The organism is Microbacterium sp. NPDC055903 (genome assembly GCF_053615555.1).
In genome coordinates, this window is sequence record NZ_JBSHCA010000001.1 from 670,853 (window position 1) to 685,322 (window position 14,470).

Genomic DNA, 14,470 nt, shown 5'->3' on the forward strand with positions numbered 1-14,470 from the left:
AATGGTCGCAGCGTCTTGCCCATCACCGCCGATACAGGAGTCACTGTGGACAGCCCCCAGACCGCGAGCCCGGTCGCGAAATCCGCGATCAGGAAGATCTCCATCCGCCTCGTGCCGTTCGTGGCGCTGATGTTCTTCATCAACTACCTCGACCGCACCGCCGTGAGCTTCGCCTCCCCCAACGGCATGAACGATGACCTCGCACTCACCGCGGCCCAGTACGGCTTCGCCTCGGGCGTCTTCTTCATCGGCTACATCATCCTCGAGGTGCCCTCGAACCTGGCGCTGCACAAGTTCGGCGCCCGCCGCTGGCTCGCGCGCATCATGGTGTCCTGGGGCATCGTCGCGCTGCTGTTCACCTGGGTGCAGAACTACGAGCAGCTCGTCGTGCTGCGGTTCCTGCTCGGCGTCGCCGAGGCAGGCTTCTTCCCCGGCGCGATCCTGTTCCTCAGCCTCTGGGTCCCCGCGCAGTACCGCGGACGCATCCTCATGCTCTTCTACCTGGCCCAGCCGCTGACGACCGTCATCGGCGCTCCGCTGGCCGGTGCCCTCATCCAGCAGCACGGTCTGTTCGGCCTCGAAGGCTGGCGCGTGATGTTCCTCGGCGTCTCCGTGCCGGCGATCGTCGTCGGCGTCATCGCCTGGTTCTACCTCAAGGACAAGCCGTCCGAGGCGAAGTGGCTCTCCGCGGAGGAGCAGACCTGGCTCACCGGCGCCCTCGACGCCGAGCGCAAGAACACGGAGGCCGGGCAGAAGCACGTCTCGATCCGCTTCGCCTTCGCAAGCGGACGCGTGTGGCTGCTGTCGTTCATCTACTTCGGCTTCATCTACGGCCTCTACGCCCTCGCGTTCTTCCTCCCCACGATCATCGAGGGCTTCCAGGAGCAGTCGGGCGTCACCTACGACGTCTTCCAGAAGGGTCTCATCACCGCCATCCCGTACCTGCCTGCGGCCATCGTCATGTACCTCTGGTCGAGGGATGCCGGAAAGCGCGGCCTGAAGACGTGGCACATCGCCGTTCCGGCCGTCGCCGGTGCGATCTCGATCCCGTTGGCGCTGTTCGCAGGCTCTCCCGCCGCCACGATCGCGGTGATCACCGTGACCGCGTGCGCGATCTTCGCCGCACTGCCGAACTTCTGGACCCTGCCGACGCAGTTCCTCACCGGCGTCGCAGCCGCGGCCGGTGTCGCGCTCATCAACACCGTCGGGAACCTCGCAGGCTTCAGCGCCCCGTACATCACCGGCGCCGTGCACGACTGGACCGGCGGCTACGAGGTGCCGATGTTCATCGTGGGCGGGTTCATGCTGCTCAGCGCCGTGCTGATGATCGTGCTCTCCCGGCAGAGCAGGAACGCGGATGCGGGCGCCGAGGCCACGGAGACGAGCCGATGACGCGTCTGTGGAACGACCCGGCCGACTTCGCCGATGAGATGATCGACGGCTTCGTCGCCGCCAACGCGCGCTCGGTGCGCCGGGTTCCCGGCGGCGTCGTGCGCTCGACCGTGGTGCCCACCGGCCAGGTGGCCGTCGTGATCGGCGGAGGATCCGGCCACTACCCCGCGTTCGGCGGCCTCGTCGGCCAGGGGCTCGCGCATGGCGCGGCGATGGGGAATCTCTTCGCCTCCCCGTCAACGCAGCAGATCCACGCCGTCGCCACCGCGGCCGACCGTGGGGCCGGCGTGTTCTTCAGCTACGGCAACTACGCCGGTGACGTGCTCAACTTCGACGCCGCGCAGGACAGGCTCCGCGCCGAGGGCATCGAGGCGGCGACGGTGGCCGTGACGGACGACGTCTTCAGCGCACCGCTCGCGGAGAAGCACAAACGCCGCGGCATCGCCGGAGATCTCACCGTGTTCCGCACCGCCGCGGCGGCAGCGGAGGCGGGGTACGACCTCGCCGCGGTCGCCGAAGTCGCCGGCCGAGCCAACGACCGGACGCGCTCGATCGGCGTCGCCTTCACCGGCTGCACGCTGCCGGGCGCCCCCGCGCCGCTCTTCACGGTGCCGGCCGGCCGGATGGCGATCGGCCTCGGCATCCACGGCGAGCAAGGCATCGAGGAGACCGACATCCCCACCGCGGACGAACTCGCCGCCCTCCTCGTCGAGAAGCTCCTCGGCGAGGTGCCGGACGGCGTCGAGGTCGCCGGTGCGCGCGTGATCCCGATCCTGAACGGCCTCGGCTCCCTGAAGTACGAGGAGATGTTCGTCGTCTACCGGCGCATCGCACAGCTCCTCGAGGATGCCGGCCTGGTGATCGTCGACCCGCACGTGGGCGAGTACTGCACCTCGTTCGACATGGCCGGCACCTCGCTGACCCTGTTCTGGCTGGATGAGGAGCTCGAGCGCCTGTGGGAGACCCCGGTCGACGCCCCCGCCTATCGGAGGGGATCCGTCGTGGCAGCGGCGCAGGCGGATGCCGTCGACTTCGCCGTCGCCGAGGACGTCATCGCTCAGGGTGATGACGTCTCCCAGGAGGTCGCCCAGACCGTCCGCGCCGCGCTCCAGGTCATCGTCGACACCATCGACGAGAACGTCGAGGAGCTGGGCCGCATCGACGCCATCGCCGGCGACGGCGATCACGGGATCGGCATGCAGCGCGGCTCGCATGCGGCACTCGCGGCGGGGATCTCTGCCGCCGAGGCCGGCGCCGGAGCGCAGACCGTGCTCGCCCGTGCCGCGGACGCCTGGGCCGACAAGGCCGGCGGCACCTCCGGCGCGCTGTGGGGCGTCATCCTGAACGCCGTCGCCGCACGGCTCGGCGACAGCGGACGCCCGGATGCCTCGGCCGTCGCCGCAGGCGTCGCGGACGGCGCGCGCGGCGTGCAGGCCTACGGCAAGGCCGAAGTCGGAGACAAGACCCTCGTCGACGCACTCGTGCCGTTCTCCGCCGAGTTCGCCACCGCCGCCGACGGCGGCGCGCCGCTCGCCGACGCGTGGAGCAGCGCGGCCGCCGCCGCGAGCAGGGCCGCCGACGCGACGGCCGACCTCCTGCCGCGGATGGGCCGTGCACGCACCCACGGCGAGCACGCCATCGGAACCCCCGACCCCGGCGCGATCTCGCTCGCGCTCATCGCCACCCGCATCGGCGAGCTGCTCGCCGCGCGCGCTCGAAAGGACACCCACTCATGACCGAACCGCTCCGCCTCGTCATCGGCTGCGACGACGCCGGCTTCGACTACAAGGAGATCATCAAGAAGGATCTCGAGCAGAACCCTCAGGTCGCCTCCGTGGTCGATGTGGGAGTGGACGCCGACGGCCACACCCCCTACCCGAAGGTGGCGATCGAGGCTGCCGAGCGCGTCGCCCGCGGCGAGGCCGACCGCGCGATCCTCATCTGCGGCACGGGCCTCGGCGTCGCCATCAGCGCCAACAAGGTCCAGGGCATCCGCGCGGTGACGGCGCACGACTCCTTCTCCGTCGAGCGCTCGATCCTCTCCAACGACGCGCAGATCCTCTGCATGGGACAGCGCGTCGTCGGCATCGAGCTCGCGCGGCGCAACGTCCGCGAGTGGCTGACCTATCGCTTCGACCCGACCAGCGCCTCCGCCGAGAAGGTCGCCGTCCTCGAGCAGTACGAGAGCACCGGAAGCTGCTGATGACCGTTCCCCTCGTCGGCGTGAGCCTGAAGATGTACTTCGGGCATGACCGCGCGCGATCCTGGTTCGCCGAGGTCGCCGAGCGCGTCCGCGCCCACGATGCCGTGTCCCGCGGGGAGGTCGAGGTGTTCGTCACGCCGACCTTCCTGCAGGTGCTGCCCGCGGTGGCGGCGTTCGATGGCACTCCCGTGCGGATCGGCGGACAGGATGTCGCCGCGGAGGCATCCGGCGCCTTCACCGGCGAGGTCTCCGCCGCCGAGCTCGCCGAGGTCGGCGCGTCCATCGCGGAGATCGGCCACGCGGAGCGCCGACGGCTGTACGGCGAGACCGATGAGGTCGTGGCGGCGAAGACACGGCAGGCGCTGGATGCCGGCCTCACTCCCCTGCTCTGCATCGGCGAGACGGAGCAGCAGGATCCGCAGGCGGCTGCCGTCGTCGCCGTCGCCCAGTTGGCCGCGGCGCTCACCGGCGCTCCCGCCGGCGCCGTGATCGTCGCCTACGAGCCGGTCTGGGCGATCGGCGCACCGGAGCCCGCCGGCCACGCGCACATCAGGGTCGTGGCCGCCGCGCTGCGGGCGGCGCTCGACGCGGACCCTGCGCGGACGGGCTCCCGCGTGATCTACGGCGGCGCAGCCGGACCCGGGCTGCTGACCGCGCTGGGAGATGCCGTCGACGGGGTCTTCCTCGGGCGCTTCGCGCACGACCCCGATGCGCTGATGAGCGTCATCGACGAGGCGGCTTCGGTTGCCCTTCGACAGGCTCAGGGAACTCACCAGGGGACTCCCCCGCTCGCTGAGCCTGTCGAAGCGCAGCCCGCCGAGGAAGACGCCTCATGATCGGCCTCGGCACGTACGCGTACTTCTGGCAGCACTCCGACCGCGTGCCGGAGCCGCTCAGCCTCATCGGCGCGTTCGAGGACACCCGCGCCCAGGACGTCGAGCTGTTCCAGATCTGCGACTACGCGCCCCTCGACGCGATGACCGACGGCCAGCTGCGCGATGCAGCAGCCGCTGCCCGTGACCTCGGCCTCACCATCGAGCTGGGCACCAAGGGCATCGTGCCTGAGCACCTCAGCCGCTACCTGCGACTCGCCGAGGTGTTCGGCGCCGGCCTGGTGCGCAGCATGCTCTACGGCCCCGACTCCCGCCCCAGCCTCGCCGAGGCGGAGACGTGGCTGCGCAGCAGCATCCGCGCCTACGAATCCGCCGGCGTGACGCTCGCGCTGGAGACGTACGAGCAGGTCCCGACCGCCGAGCTGCTCGGCGTTGTCGATCGCGTGGGCAGCGACCGCCTCGGCATCTGCCTCGACCCAGCGAACGTCGTCGCGCAGCTGGAGAACCCGAAGGCCTGCGTCGAGCTGACGGCGGCAGCGACGAAGAACGTGCACGTCAAGGACTTCGCGTTCGCGCGCCAGCCGGGCTGGGTCGGCTTCACCTACGGCGGCGCGCCCATGGGTGCCGGGCTGCACGACTACGCCCACCTGCGCGCGACCGTCCGTCCGAGCGAGCGCGGCATCAACGAGATCGTCGAGCACTGGCTGAGCTGGCAGGACGACGCAGAGACCACCATCCGAACCGAGCGGGAATGGACCCGCATCACCCTGGAACACCTGAGGAGCACATCATGAGCGACACTTCGACAAGCTCAGCACCCTACAAGATCGCCGTCGTCGGCGCCGGCGGAAAGATGGGCATGCGCGTGTCCAACAACCTCGTGAAGACCGACCACACCGTCTGGTACGTGGAGAACTCGCCCGCGGGCCAGCAGCGCACGATCGACGCCGGCCGCGAGCTCACCGAGGCGTCCGTCGCCGTCGCCGACGCCGACATCGTGGTGCTCGCGGTGCCCGACCTCGCTCTGGGCCCGGTCACCGCCGACCTCGTCCCCCAGCTGAAGTCGGGGGCGATCGTGCTCACGCTCGACCCCGCCGCCGCATACGCCGGGCTCCTCACCACTCGCGAGGACGTCATCCAGGCCGTCGCGCACCCCTGCCACCCGTCGATCTTCCTGCAGCGCGAGACGCCGGAGCAGTGGGCGGACACCTTCGGCGGCATCGCCGCGCCCCAGGACGCCATCGCCGCCATCGAGTCCGACGACGAGGCCAAGAAGGCCATCGTCGAGGCCACCGTGCGCGCGATCTACGCCCCCGTCATCGACGTGCACTGGGTGACGATCAAGCAGCTCGCCCAGCTCGAGCCCACGCTCGTCGAGACCGTCGCCTGCATGATCGGCGACCTCCTCAACGAGGCTCTGCAGGAGACCGTGAACACCATGGGCGTCCCGGAGGCCGCCGCGCGCAGCATCCTCTACGGCCACACTCAGGTCGCGCTGGCCAACGGCCTGCGCGGAGACAACCCGTTCTCCGACGCCTGCCTCATCGCCATGCAGTACGGCCGCGACAGCATCATCAAGGAGGATTGGAAGAAGATCTTCCGGGACGACGAGCTGGACCGCAACCTCGCCAAGATGCTCCACCTCGATCACATCGAGCGCTGATCATGGGGCAGCTCGAAGGGAAGACCGCGCTCGTCACGGGTGCGGCGCTGGGCATCGGCCTTGCCGTCGCCCAGCGCTTCGCCCGCGAGGGCGCCCGGGTGATCCTCGCCGATCGCAACGGTGAGGGCGCGTCCGCCGCCGCAGCCGAGATCGGGGCGAACGCTCGCGCACTGACCATGGACATCTCGGACGAGGACGCCGTGGCGAGCGGCTTCGCCGAGGTCGCCGCCGACGGCTGGGCGCCGGACGTCGTCGTCGCCAACGCCGGCGTGCAGCTGTTCGGCCAGGATGCTCAGGCCGCCGACCTCGACCTCGATGTCTGGCGCCGCACGGTCGACATCAACCTCACCGGCACGTTCCTGACGGTCAAGCACGCCGTGCGCTCGATGCTGGCGACCGGCGGCGGATCCATCATCCTCACCGGCAGCCCCACCGGGGTCAACGGCGAGGGCAAGGACTTCACCGCGTACAGCGCGACGAAGGCCGGCATCCACGGTCTCGGCCGCACGGTCGCCGCGGCGTATGCCGACCGCGGCATCCGGGTGAACACCGTGCAGCCGGCGTACACCGAGACGCCGCTCGTCGCCGCGATCAGCGAGGACCCGGAGTCCAGGGCCGCGATCGTCAGCCGCATCCCGATCGGCCGCGCTGGAACGCCCGCCGACGTGGCGGGGATCATGGTCTATCTCGCCAGCGACGACGGCTCGTTCGCGACGGGAGCGACCTTCCAGGTCGACGGCGGGATGACCTCGCTCTGAGCCTGCGCCGATCGACGCCTGCACCCCCGTAGGATTGCGTGAAAACGTATGCCGCCGAGGGGGTGCAGGTGTCGAGGACGACACGGCGGGCCAATCCGAACATCAACGCCGTCGCACGCGAGGCCGGCGTCTCGGTCGGGACGGTCTCGAACGCCCTGAACAATCCGCAGCGGCTGGCGGAGGACACCCTGCAGCGGGTCCAGGAGGCGATCGACAGCCTCGGCTACATCCGCAGCTCGGCCGGTCGCACGCTGATCCGCAATCGCTCCGACAGCCTGGGCCTCGTCACGCCCGACCTCGTCAACGAGCTCTTCGTCCGTGTCGCCAGGGGCGCCCAAGCCACCGCTTCGGCGAACGGCCAGCGCCTCGTGATGGCCAACAGCCTGTTCAACGCACATGATCTGGCCTCCGGGGTCATGCAGCACGATCTGCAGGACTCCTACCTCGAGTACTTCGCCGAGGCGAGGACCGACGGAGTGCTCGTCGCGTCGATGCGCGACCCCACCGCCGGCATCGAGCGGATCCGCAACCACGTGCGCCCGATCGTCGTGATCAACTACGACGTGCCGGGTGCCGACTGGTGCACCGTCCTCATGGACAACGCGCAGGTCGGCAGATCCGCCGTCGCGCACATCGCCGATCTCGGCATCCGCCGCGCCTTCTTCGTCTCGATCCCCGACATCGTGCAGCCCGTCATCGAGCGCCGCCGCGGCGCGCACGAGGAGGCGGCGAGGCGCGGCATCGACCTGATCGACGTCGATGCCGCCGGACTCGATTCCGCAGCCGGGCAGGCGGCAGCGGCCACGATCATCCCGCAGGCCGCGGGCGAGCGGATCGCCGTGCTCGCCCTCTCCGACGATCTCGCCGCCGGGGTGCTTCGGACCTTGCGCACGAGCACCGCGCTGCGCGTGCCAGAGGACGTCGCCGTCGTCGGGCTAGACGGTGACCATCGCGATGCCGGGCTCGACTGGATCACGCTGACCTCGATCGAGCTTCCGGGCTACGAGATGGGTGCCCAGGCGATCCGTCTGCTCGAGGCGGAGGCGCAGCCGGGGCACGTGCACGAGCGCGTCGTCGTCCCCGTCCCGTTCACGCCGCGCCAGAGCACGGTGGGCTTCTCCGAGGCGCGCCCGACATGACCCGACCGCCCCGCACCGCAGATGAGATCCGCGCCCGTGCAGGTCTTCCTGCGATCGAGCACGCCCCTGGCGACCTCGCGCGCGGTGCGCTGTGGTGGTATCCGGACGACCAGTTCGAGCTGGCGACGCTGCAGCGCATCGTGGCAGAGGGGTTCGCCGCGAACCGATGGGTGGACTACGCCGAGAACACGGGCCGCGCAGCGCAGGGCGGACGCTTCCGCCGCGGCATCGGGCGCGGTGCGCTGACGGTGCGCGCGACCGGACCGATCTCCGCATGGCTGGACGGTCACGCGCTTCGGACGTCGGGGGATGCCCTCTCCCTCGACGCCGGCGACGGAGGCGGGCTGCTGGAGGTCGAGGTGCGGACGGGAGAAGGAGTCCCCGCCGCCGTCAGCGACGATGCCGGAGACGGTGTCGCGTGGGAGTTCTGCGCCGACGGCGATCGCTGGCGCCCGGCGCATCCGCGTCGATCGAGGCGGCACGCACCGCACCTCGAGCACGAGCCCGGTGTCGTCGTCGCGCTGGAACGTGATGACGACCTGTGGGCGTCGCCCGTTCCGCTGCTGGGCCGCGTCGTCGTCGAGACGGATGCCGCACCGACCATCCGATCCGGGGAGTCCCGCGAGGAAGCACGGTCCGATGGCGAGCACGAGAGCTCGCACGAGCTGATCGAGCGCGCGCCCGGTGTGTGGGCCTCCGTCCACGAGCTGGCGGTCCGCTGGCTCCGCATCGACGGCGAGGAGCCGACGGCGGTGCGGCTGGAAGCCGCGCTGCGGCCTGCTGAGCTGCGCGGGGCGTTCACGAGCAGCGACGCGACGCTGAACCGGATCTGGTCCATGAGCGCTCTGACGCTGCGGCTGTGCATGCAGCGCCTGATGGTCGACGGGATCAAGCGCGACCGGATGCCGTGGATCGGAGACCAGGCCCTCAGCGTGGGTGCGAACGCCTACAGCTGGGCGGATGCCGAGATCGTGCGGGACACGCTGACCGCTCTCGGGCGTCCCCGCGACGGCCACATCAACGGCATCGTGGACTATTCGCTGTGGTGGGTGATCGCGCACCGGTTCCAGCAGCGGTACTTCGCCGATGACGCTCAGCTCCGGCGGGAGGCGGACTGGCTGGATGCCTTCATGGCGCGGTTGGACGTCGAGGCGGATGCCGAAGGCGTCTTGCGGCCCTCGCCCGCGCCCGACGCCTTCGGCCCCGCAGGCCCGACGGGCGTCTTCATCGACTGGAACGTGACGGTGGACCCGGCGCGCACGCCGACCGCACTCCAGGTGCTGTGGTTCTGGGCACAGCACACAGCGGCGGAGCTGCTCGGCGCGATCGGCCACCCCCGGGCGCGGCACTGGGATGATCGTGCACAGGCGACCGCGCGGACTCTGCGTGCTCACGCCCTCGACAGCGCGAACGGGCGCTGGCGCACCTATCTCGACGGCGACGGCGCTGGCTCGGAGTACCCAAACTTCCTCGCGGTGCTCGCGGGCCTCGACGGCGCGGACGAGGATGCCCTCCGGGAGCTGCTGCGCACGCCGACCTCCGGCACGCCGTTCATGCAGAGCTTCGCGCTGCAGGCCCTGGGACTGCTCGGCGAGAGCGCACACGCCGTGGAGACGATCCGCGCGCGGTGGGGAACGATGCTCGCCCACGGCGCCCAGACGTGCTGGGAGGAGTTCGGCGACGAGGGCTCGCCCTGGGAGATGTACGGCCGGCCGTTCGGCAAGTCCCTCGCGCACGGCTGGTCGGCCGGCCCTGCGGCGCTGCTGCCCGAGCTCGTGCTCGGCATCCGCCCGCAGGAGGACGGCTGGCGATCGTTCACCGTCTCCCCGTCACTGGGCACGATCGCGTGGGCCTCGGCCGTCGTCCCCACGCCATACGGAGACATCGTCGTGCACGCCGATGGCACGGGCGTCCAGGTCGACGTACCGGCTCGCACCACGCTGACGACGCCGACCGCCCGATTCCTCGGGCCGGTCAGCGTGCACGGCTCGGATGCCGGCTGGAACGTGCTCTGACGGTCAGCGCGCTTCGCGCAGCCCCACCCGCACGAGGTGCTCGTTGACGAACCGGCCCGCAGGGTCGAGGCGCTCGAAGACCGCGCGGGCCTCGGCGAGGCGCGGGTGCACCCGCTCGAGGTCCGCCCGCTCCAGCAGGTGCCGCTTGCCCCAGTGCGGACGGGCTGCGAAGGGGGCGAGCACCGGCTCGATCACGCGGAGAGCCTCGGTGACCTCGTCGGGGTGGTTCTCCCAGGTGAAGTGGATGATGAAGGCATCCCGCTGGTACGCGCCGCTCAGCCACAGCTCGTCCGACGCCGCCGTGCGCAGCTCGGTCCAGATGAGGTGCTCGGTGAAGGGCGCCATGACCTCGCGCACGGCGCGAAGGGCTGCCGCAGCATCCACGCGGTCGACGAAGTACTCCGACTGGATCTCGTCACCGCGCGAGGGCTCTGCGTCGGCGCGGAAGTGCGGGAGGCGCTGGTACCAGGGACCTGCGGTTCCGATCTCGGTGACGTTGTCGCCGAGGCCGAGCGGTGAGACGCCGCTGTCGGAGAGGCGTCCGCCCAGCAGCTCCGTCGGCACGGCCGATGCGCCCTCGGTCGCCCGGCGCTTGACCCACACCCAGCCGAGGTCCTCGCCCCAGCGGGTGAACACGGAGACGCTGTCCCCTGCGGTGGTGACCGCGTCGATGTCGTTCAGCAGCGCGTCCCAGGACACCCCCGCGTAGAGGTCCTGGCGGACGAGGTAGGTGGGCTGGATGTCGAGGGTGAGTTCGGTGAGGATGCCGAAGGCACCGACGCCGACGGCGACAGCGGGGAAGTCCGCGTCGCCGCGGCGGAGTTCGCGGACCTCACCCGCGGCATCCACAAAGCGCACGGCGCGCACGGCGGTGGTGAGCACGCCGTTGCGGTCGCCGGATCCGTGCGTACCCGTCGAGGTGGCGCCGCCGACCGAGATGTGCGGCAGGGAGCCGGTGTTGTGCAGCGCCCAGCCCGCGTCGTGCAGCTGGGCGGCGAGGACGCCGTAGCGCGTGCCTGCGGTGATGCGGACGGTGCGGTCCTCGGCGTCGATGATCGCGGGGGCGTCGAGGCCGGCCATCTCGATGAGCGTGCCGCTGGTGTCGGGGAGGTCTGTGAAGGAGTGCCTGGTGCCGAGGGCGTGCACAGGCCCTGTTCCGGCGAGCGCCTCCTGCACCTCTGCCTCCGTGGAGACCGTCACGTGCTTCGGTGCCCGGTAGTCGTACGTCCCGGCCCAGTTGCCTGTCATCGCGGCCCTTTCCGATCGATGTGTCCTCGGTCGAGACTACCGGTCGATTGGTCAACCGGTTACGCTCGGAGGGTGGTTTCGAGGACGAATTCCTGGTGGCGCACGGACGCCACGACATGGAGCGCGAACGGGTGGCGTCTGGAGCTCCGCGGTGATGAGCTCGCGGAGATCGGATACGGCGGACGGATGCTGGTCCGCGCCGTCCGCGCAGCCGTCCGCGATCATGGCTGGCTGACCGTGCCGGTGCGGGTGCTCTCGACCTCCGGCGGCGACGAGACGCTGGAGCTGGAGCTTCGCCACGAAGGGCTCGGAGCGGACATCTCCTCTCGGCTGACTGTGCGTGCAGATGCGTCGGCGCTCACGATCTCGTGGGATGCCGTGAACGGCCCCGCCTTCGACACCTGCCGCACGGGGTTGGTCCTGTTGCACCCTGCCTCCTCCGCAGCGTCAGGGGCGACGGTGCTGCATCCGGACGGGTCGGAGGAGCGGACGGCGTTCCCTTCGGCGATCAGCCCGCATCAGCCGATCATGGACATCCGCGAGCTGCGGGTCGACGACGGCCCCGTGCTGGCCTTCGACGGCGATGTCTTCGAGATGGAGGATCAGCGCAACTGGACGGATGCCTCCTTCAAGACGTACAGCCGGCCGCTCGGGCTGCCGTATCCCTATCCGCTCACGGCGGGAGAGCGCGTGCGGCAGAGCATCACGATCAGGGTCGAGGGCCTCGCTTCCGTCCCGGCGGGCGCGACGGGCAAGGACACCGTCCACGACCCGGCGTCCGTTCCGGTGATCGCGCTCGTCGAAGGCGGCGCGTTCCCCGCCATCGGGGTCGAGGCATCGACCGCGCCCGATCCCGTAGCCGGGTCGGATGCCGGCGGATTCCGTGTGGTGGAGCTGGATCTGGCCACACCCACGTGGCCCGCCGCTCTCGGGCGGGCTGCCGCTGACGGCCTGCCGCTCGATGTGCGGCTGGTGACGGACGGCGACGCCGAGGGGATCGCTGCTGCGGTGCGAGCGCTCTCCGCGTACCCGGTGCTGCGCGTCGCTCCGTTCGATGCGGTGGAGCACGTCGCGCTGGAGTCCACGGTCGCCGCGCTGCGGGCTGCACTCGCGGAGACCGGTCTCGACGTTCCGGTGATGGGCGGTGCGCGTTCGCACTTCACCGAGCTGAACCGGGAGCAGGACCGCCTCGCGCGAGACGTCGACGGGATCGCGGTGAATACGACGCCGCTGTTCCACACCCTCGACACGGAACAGCTCGTCGAGGCGGTCGCGATGCAGCGCCTCATCGCCGAGCAGTCCGTGCGGATCGCGAACGGCGCACCGGTGCACATCGGGCCGGTTTCGCTGCGACCGCGATTCAACAATGTGGCGACGACGGCGGAGCCCGCGCCGACGCGGGAGGATCTCGCCGAAGGATACGGCGCGGAGTTCACGGGTTCGTCGGATCCGCGGCAGACCGCCGAGGAGTTGGCAGCCTGGGTGGTCGCGAGTGCGGCGGCCCTCGCCGTACCAGGCGTCGCGTCGTCGAGCTGGTTCGAGACGGTCGGCCCGCGGGGGGTCGAGGGCACGCCGGCGGCAGAGGCCATCGCGGCGCTCGCCGCGCTCGAAGGCGGGACCCTGCTGACGGGTGGGAGCCCGGATGGGCTCGTGTGGGCGGTCGGAGCCCGACGCCCGGACGGCGATGTCGTGCTCGCGGCGAACCTCGACCGGGTTGCGCGCCGCGTCAGCGTCCAGGTCGTCGGAGGAAAGACGGTCGAACGTGAGCTCGCCGCGGGCGGATGGGCGAGGTTGTAAGACGCAGCACGCCTTATGCGACGCAGCACATCGCACCTGCGCTGCGGGCGACTGGAGGGCGTTGCAGGACGCGACCCATCGCCCGTGATCGCGGGCACCCATGGCCTCTCAGAACGGGGCGGGCGTGGTGTCGAACCCAGTCGGCGTCGTCACCTGAACGGTGCGATCGGGTCTTGATCGATAACGTGCCCTCGTACGGTGATTGTGTCGGTGATCCCGTGGACACAGCGGGGCCAGATTCGCGATGTCCGTGGTTCCGCCGTTCGCCCACGGGGTGCGATGGTCGATGTCGGCGTCGACAGCGAGCCGCTCGCATCCGTCCCTGGCGCACGTGCCGTGTTGCAGAATGATCCAGTCGCGCTGCACCTTCGTCGGCCGATATGTTCGGCGATCCATGTCGAGCACCACTCCACGAACCGGGTCGGTGATGACCCTGCGGAAAGAGCTCGCGTCGAGGAAGAGCTGCCGCGCGGTGACCGGGTCGATCGCGCCGAGGCCGACGACCTCTGCCCGCTCATCCCTGATCGCGGCGGCCGCGCACTCGTCGATCGTGGCCCCGTCACGAACCGCCGCGAGCAGTTGCACGGGCACCGTGACGACGACCTTGGTCTTCACGGCCTGCGCTGTCCCTGCTCCGAGAAGCCAACCCGCGGCCAGATCGGAACGGAGCTGATCACGCGTGCGCCCGCAGCGCTCGAGGGATGGCATCTTCTTCGCCGTCGCCGTCGCGCGGCGGAAGGCTGCATGCGCCTGCGGCGTCGGGAGCAGGATCGAGAACCACGACATGCCGCCGTCGACATCCTCCACCGCCACCCGCCGATCCCGCATCGCTGCCGCATGCGCCTTCTCGGGTGCCAAAGGAGCGAGACGGTCGACCAATGCCTTCAGTCTTCTATTGAACGTCGCCGGGGCGCTGGTCTCCGACCACACCGCCGCGGCGAGATCGATCGCCTCGACGGCGGCCGTCTCGCGCGCGTGCTCCTCCGGCGAAGCTCCCACCGGCGCCTGCACACGATGCAGCGCTCCGACCGTGCGCTGCACGAGATACGGGGAAGCGAAGCCCGTCCGCGCCCTCGACCACAGTTCAGGAAGCCGTGTCGTCGCCACCTCCGCGACGTGCACCGTGTGCCGGACATGATCCTCGGAGAGGTTCATCCGCAGGGCGAGGTCGAAGACCGCAGCGCGTTCCGCGAAGGCGATCGACTCGGCGTCTGCCGCCCCGTCGACGTAGAGCTCGGGATGGCGCCGTGCGCACTGGACGACGCGGAGCATCCGCTCCGCCTGCCACGCCGCCTGACGATGCGCATCGACCTGCGTGCACTCCGCATCGGCGAGCAGCACGGCGATCTCCTCCTCGACGGCGAGCCGTCGAGGTTCGGTGCTGCTGTACCCGGGTTCCATGCGCCCAGTTTAGAACATCAC

At 70.5% G+C, this 14,470-nt stretch carries 12 protein-coding genes; 10 read left to right on the plus strand and 2 right to left on the minus strand.

Annotated elements, in window-relative coordinates; translation table 11 throughout:
* Positions 1-45 precede the first annotated feature (45 nt).
* From ACWGJP_RS03090 to ACWGJP_RS03130, 9 genes are read left to right on the plus strand one after another with little or no spacing between them, the layout of a single operon-like run.
* Positions 46-1,392, plus strand: coding sequence for an MFS transporter (locus tag ACWGJP_RS03090; protein ID WP_452328282.1), 1,347 nt, complete (start codon positions 46-48; stop codon positions 1,390-1,392).
* Positions 1,389-3,128, plus strand: coding sequence for a dihydroxyacetone kinase family protein (locus tag ACWGJP_RS03095; RefSeq protein WP_452328283.1), 1,740 nt, complete (start codon positions 1,389-1,391; stop codon positions 3,126-3,128). Before ACWGJP_RS03090 ends, ACWGJP_RS03095 begins: the two co-directional genes overlap by 4 nt.
* Positions 3,125-3,595, plus strand: coding sequence for a ribose-5-phosphate isomerase (locus ACWGJP_RS03100; protein WP_452328284.1), 471 nt, complete (start codon positions 3,125-3,127; stop codon positions 3,593-3,595). Before ACWGJP_RS03095 ends, ACWGJP_RS03100 begins: the two co-directional genes overlap by 4 nt.
* The gene (locus ACWGJP_RS03105) at positions 3,595-4,431 is read left to right on the plus strand and encodes a triose-phosphate isomerase family protein (protein WP_452328285.1); all 837 of its coding nucleotides are present in this window, start codon (positions 3,595-3,597) and stop codon (positions 4,429-4,431) included. The genes ACWGJP_RS03100 and ACWGJP_RS03105 overlap by 1 nt, the downstream gene beginning before the upstream one ends.
* The gene (locus tag ACWGJP_RS03110; protein ID WP_452328286.1) at positions 4,428-5,222 is read left to right on the plus strand and encodes a TIM barrel protein; all 795 of its coding nucleotides are present in this window, start codon (positions 4,428-4,430) and stop codon (positions 5,220-5,222) included. Before ACWGJP_RS03105 ends, ACWGJP_RS03110 begins: the two co-directional genes overlap by 4 nt.
* Complete coding sequence (locus tag ACWGJP_RS03115; RefSeq protein WP_452328287.1) at positions 5,219-6,091, plus strand: phosphogluconate dehydrogenase C-terminal domain-containing protein; 873 nt, start codon at positions 5,219-5,221, stop codon at positions 6,089-6,091. Before ACWGJP_RS03110 ends, ACWGJP_RS03115 begins: the two co-directional genes overlap by 4 nt.
* A 2-nt stretch (positions 6,092-6,093) precedes the next feature.
* Complete coding sequence (locus ACWGJP_RS03120) at positions 6,094-6,849, plus strand: SDR family NAD(P)-dependent oxidoreductase (protein ID WP_452328288.1); 756 nt, start codon at positions 6,094-6,096, stop codon at positions 6,847-6,849.
* Between the two features lie 38 nt (positions 6,850-6,887).
* The gene (locus ACWGJP_RS03125; RefSeq protein ID WP_452328289.1) at positions 6,888-7,988 is read left to right on the plus strand and encodes a LacI family DNA-binding transcriptional regulator; all 1,101 of its coding nucleotides are present in this window, start codon (positions 6,888-6,890) and stop codon (positions 7,986-7,988) included.
* Entirely contained in the window at positions 7,985-10,003 is a 2,019-nt protein-coding gene (locus tag ACWGJP_RS03130; RefSeq protein ID WP_452328290.1) for an alpha-L-rhamnosidase-related protein, read from the plus strand. The genes ACWGJP_RS03125 and ACWGJP_RS03130 overlap by 4 nt, the downstream gene beginning before the upstream one ends.
* Positions 10,004-10,006: 3 nt before the next feature.
* Here ACWGJP_RS03130 and ACWGJP_RS03135 read toward each other — a convergent pair whose 3' ends face one another.
* Positions 10,007-11,251 (minus strand): D-arabinono-1,4-lactone oxidase, encoded by a 1,245-nt coding sequence (locus ACWGJP_RS03135; RefSeq protein WP_452328291.1) that lies wholly within the window; start codon positions 11,249-11,251, stop codon positions 10,007-10,009.
* Positions 11,252-11,323: 72 nt separating this feature from the next.
* On the opposite strand from ACWGJP_RS03135, the gene ACWGJP_RS03140 reads away from it, so the two are divergent.
* The gene (locus tag ACWGJP_RS03140) at positions 11,324-13,048 is read left to right on the plus strand and encodes a hypothetical protein (RefSeq protein WP_452328292.1); all 1,725 of its coding nucleotides are present in this window, start codon (positions 11,324-11,326) and stop codon (positions 13,046-13,048) included.
* 108 nt (positions 13,049-13,156) lie between these two features.
* Here the strand turns inward: ACWGJP_RS03140 and ACWGJP_RS03145 are convergent, their stop codons facing one another.
* Positions 13,157-14,449 carry an HNH endonuclease signature motif containing protein gene (locus ACWGJP_RS03145; protein ID WP_452328293.1) on the minus strand — a complete coding sequence of 431 codons (1,293 nt, stop codon included), beginning with the start codon at positions 14,447-14,449 and terminating at the stop codon, positions 13,157-13,159.
* Positions 14,450-14,470 lie beyond the last annotated feature (21 nt).

Bases quoted from the DNA above. Each gene is read 5' to 3' on its own strand.
- ACWGJP_RS03095 (WP_452328283.1), top strand. From the start codon at position 1,389: ATGACGCGTCTGTGGAACGACCCGGCCGACTTCGCCGATGAGATGATC.
- ACWGJP_RS03100 (WP_452328284.1), top strand. From the start codon at position 3,125: ATGACCGAACCGCTCCGCCTCGTCATCGGCTGCGACGACGCCGGCTTC.
- ACWGJP_RS03105 (WP_452328285.1), top strand. From the start codon at position 3,595: ATGACCGTTCCCCTCGTCGGCGTGAGCCTGAAGATGTACTTCGGGCAT.
- ACWGJP_RS03110 (WP_452328286.1), top strand. From the start codon at position 4,428: ATGATCGGCCTCGGCACGTACGCGTACTTCTGGCAGCACTCCGACCGC.
- ACWGJP_RS03115 (WP_452328287.1), top strand. From the start codon at position 5,219: ATGAGCGACACTTCGACAAGCTCAGCACCCTACAAGATCGCCGTCGTC.
- ACWGJP_RS03120 (WP_452328288.1), top strand. From the start codon at position 6,094: ATGGGGCAGCTCGAAGGGAAGACCGCGCTCGTCACGGGTGCGGCGCTG.
- ACWGJP_RS03130 (WP_452328290.1), top strand. From the start codon at position 7,985: ATGACCCGACCGCCCCGCACCGCAGATGAGATCCGCGCCCGTGCAGGT.
- ACWGJP_RS03135 (WP_452328291.1), bottom strand. From the start codon at position 11,251: ATGACAGGCAACTGGGCCGGGACGTACGACTACCGGGCACCGAAGCAC.
- ACWGJP_RS03145 (WP_452328293.1), bottom strand. From the start codon at position 14,449: ATGGAACCCGGGTACAGCAGCACCGAACCTCGACGGCTCGCCGTCGAG.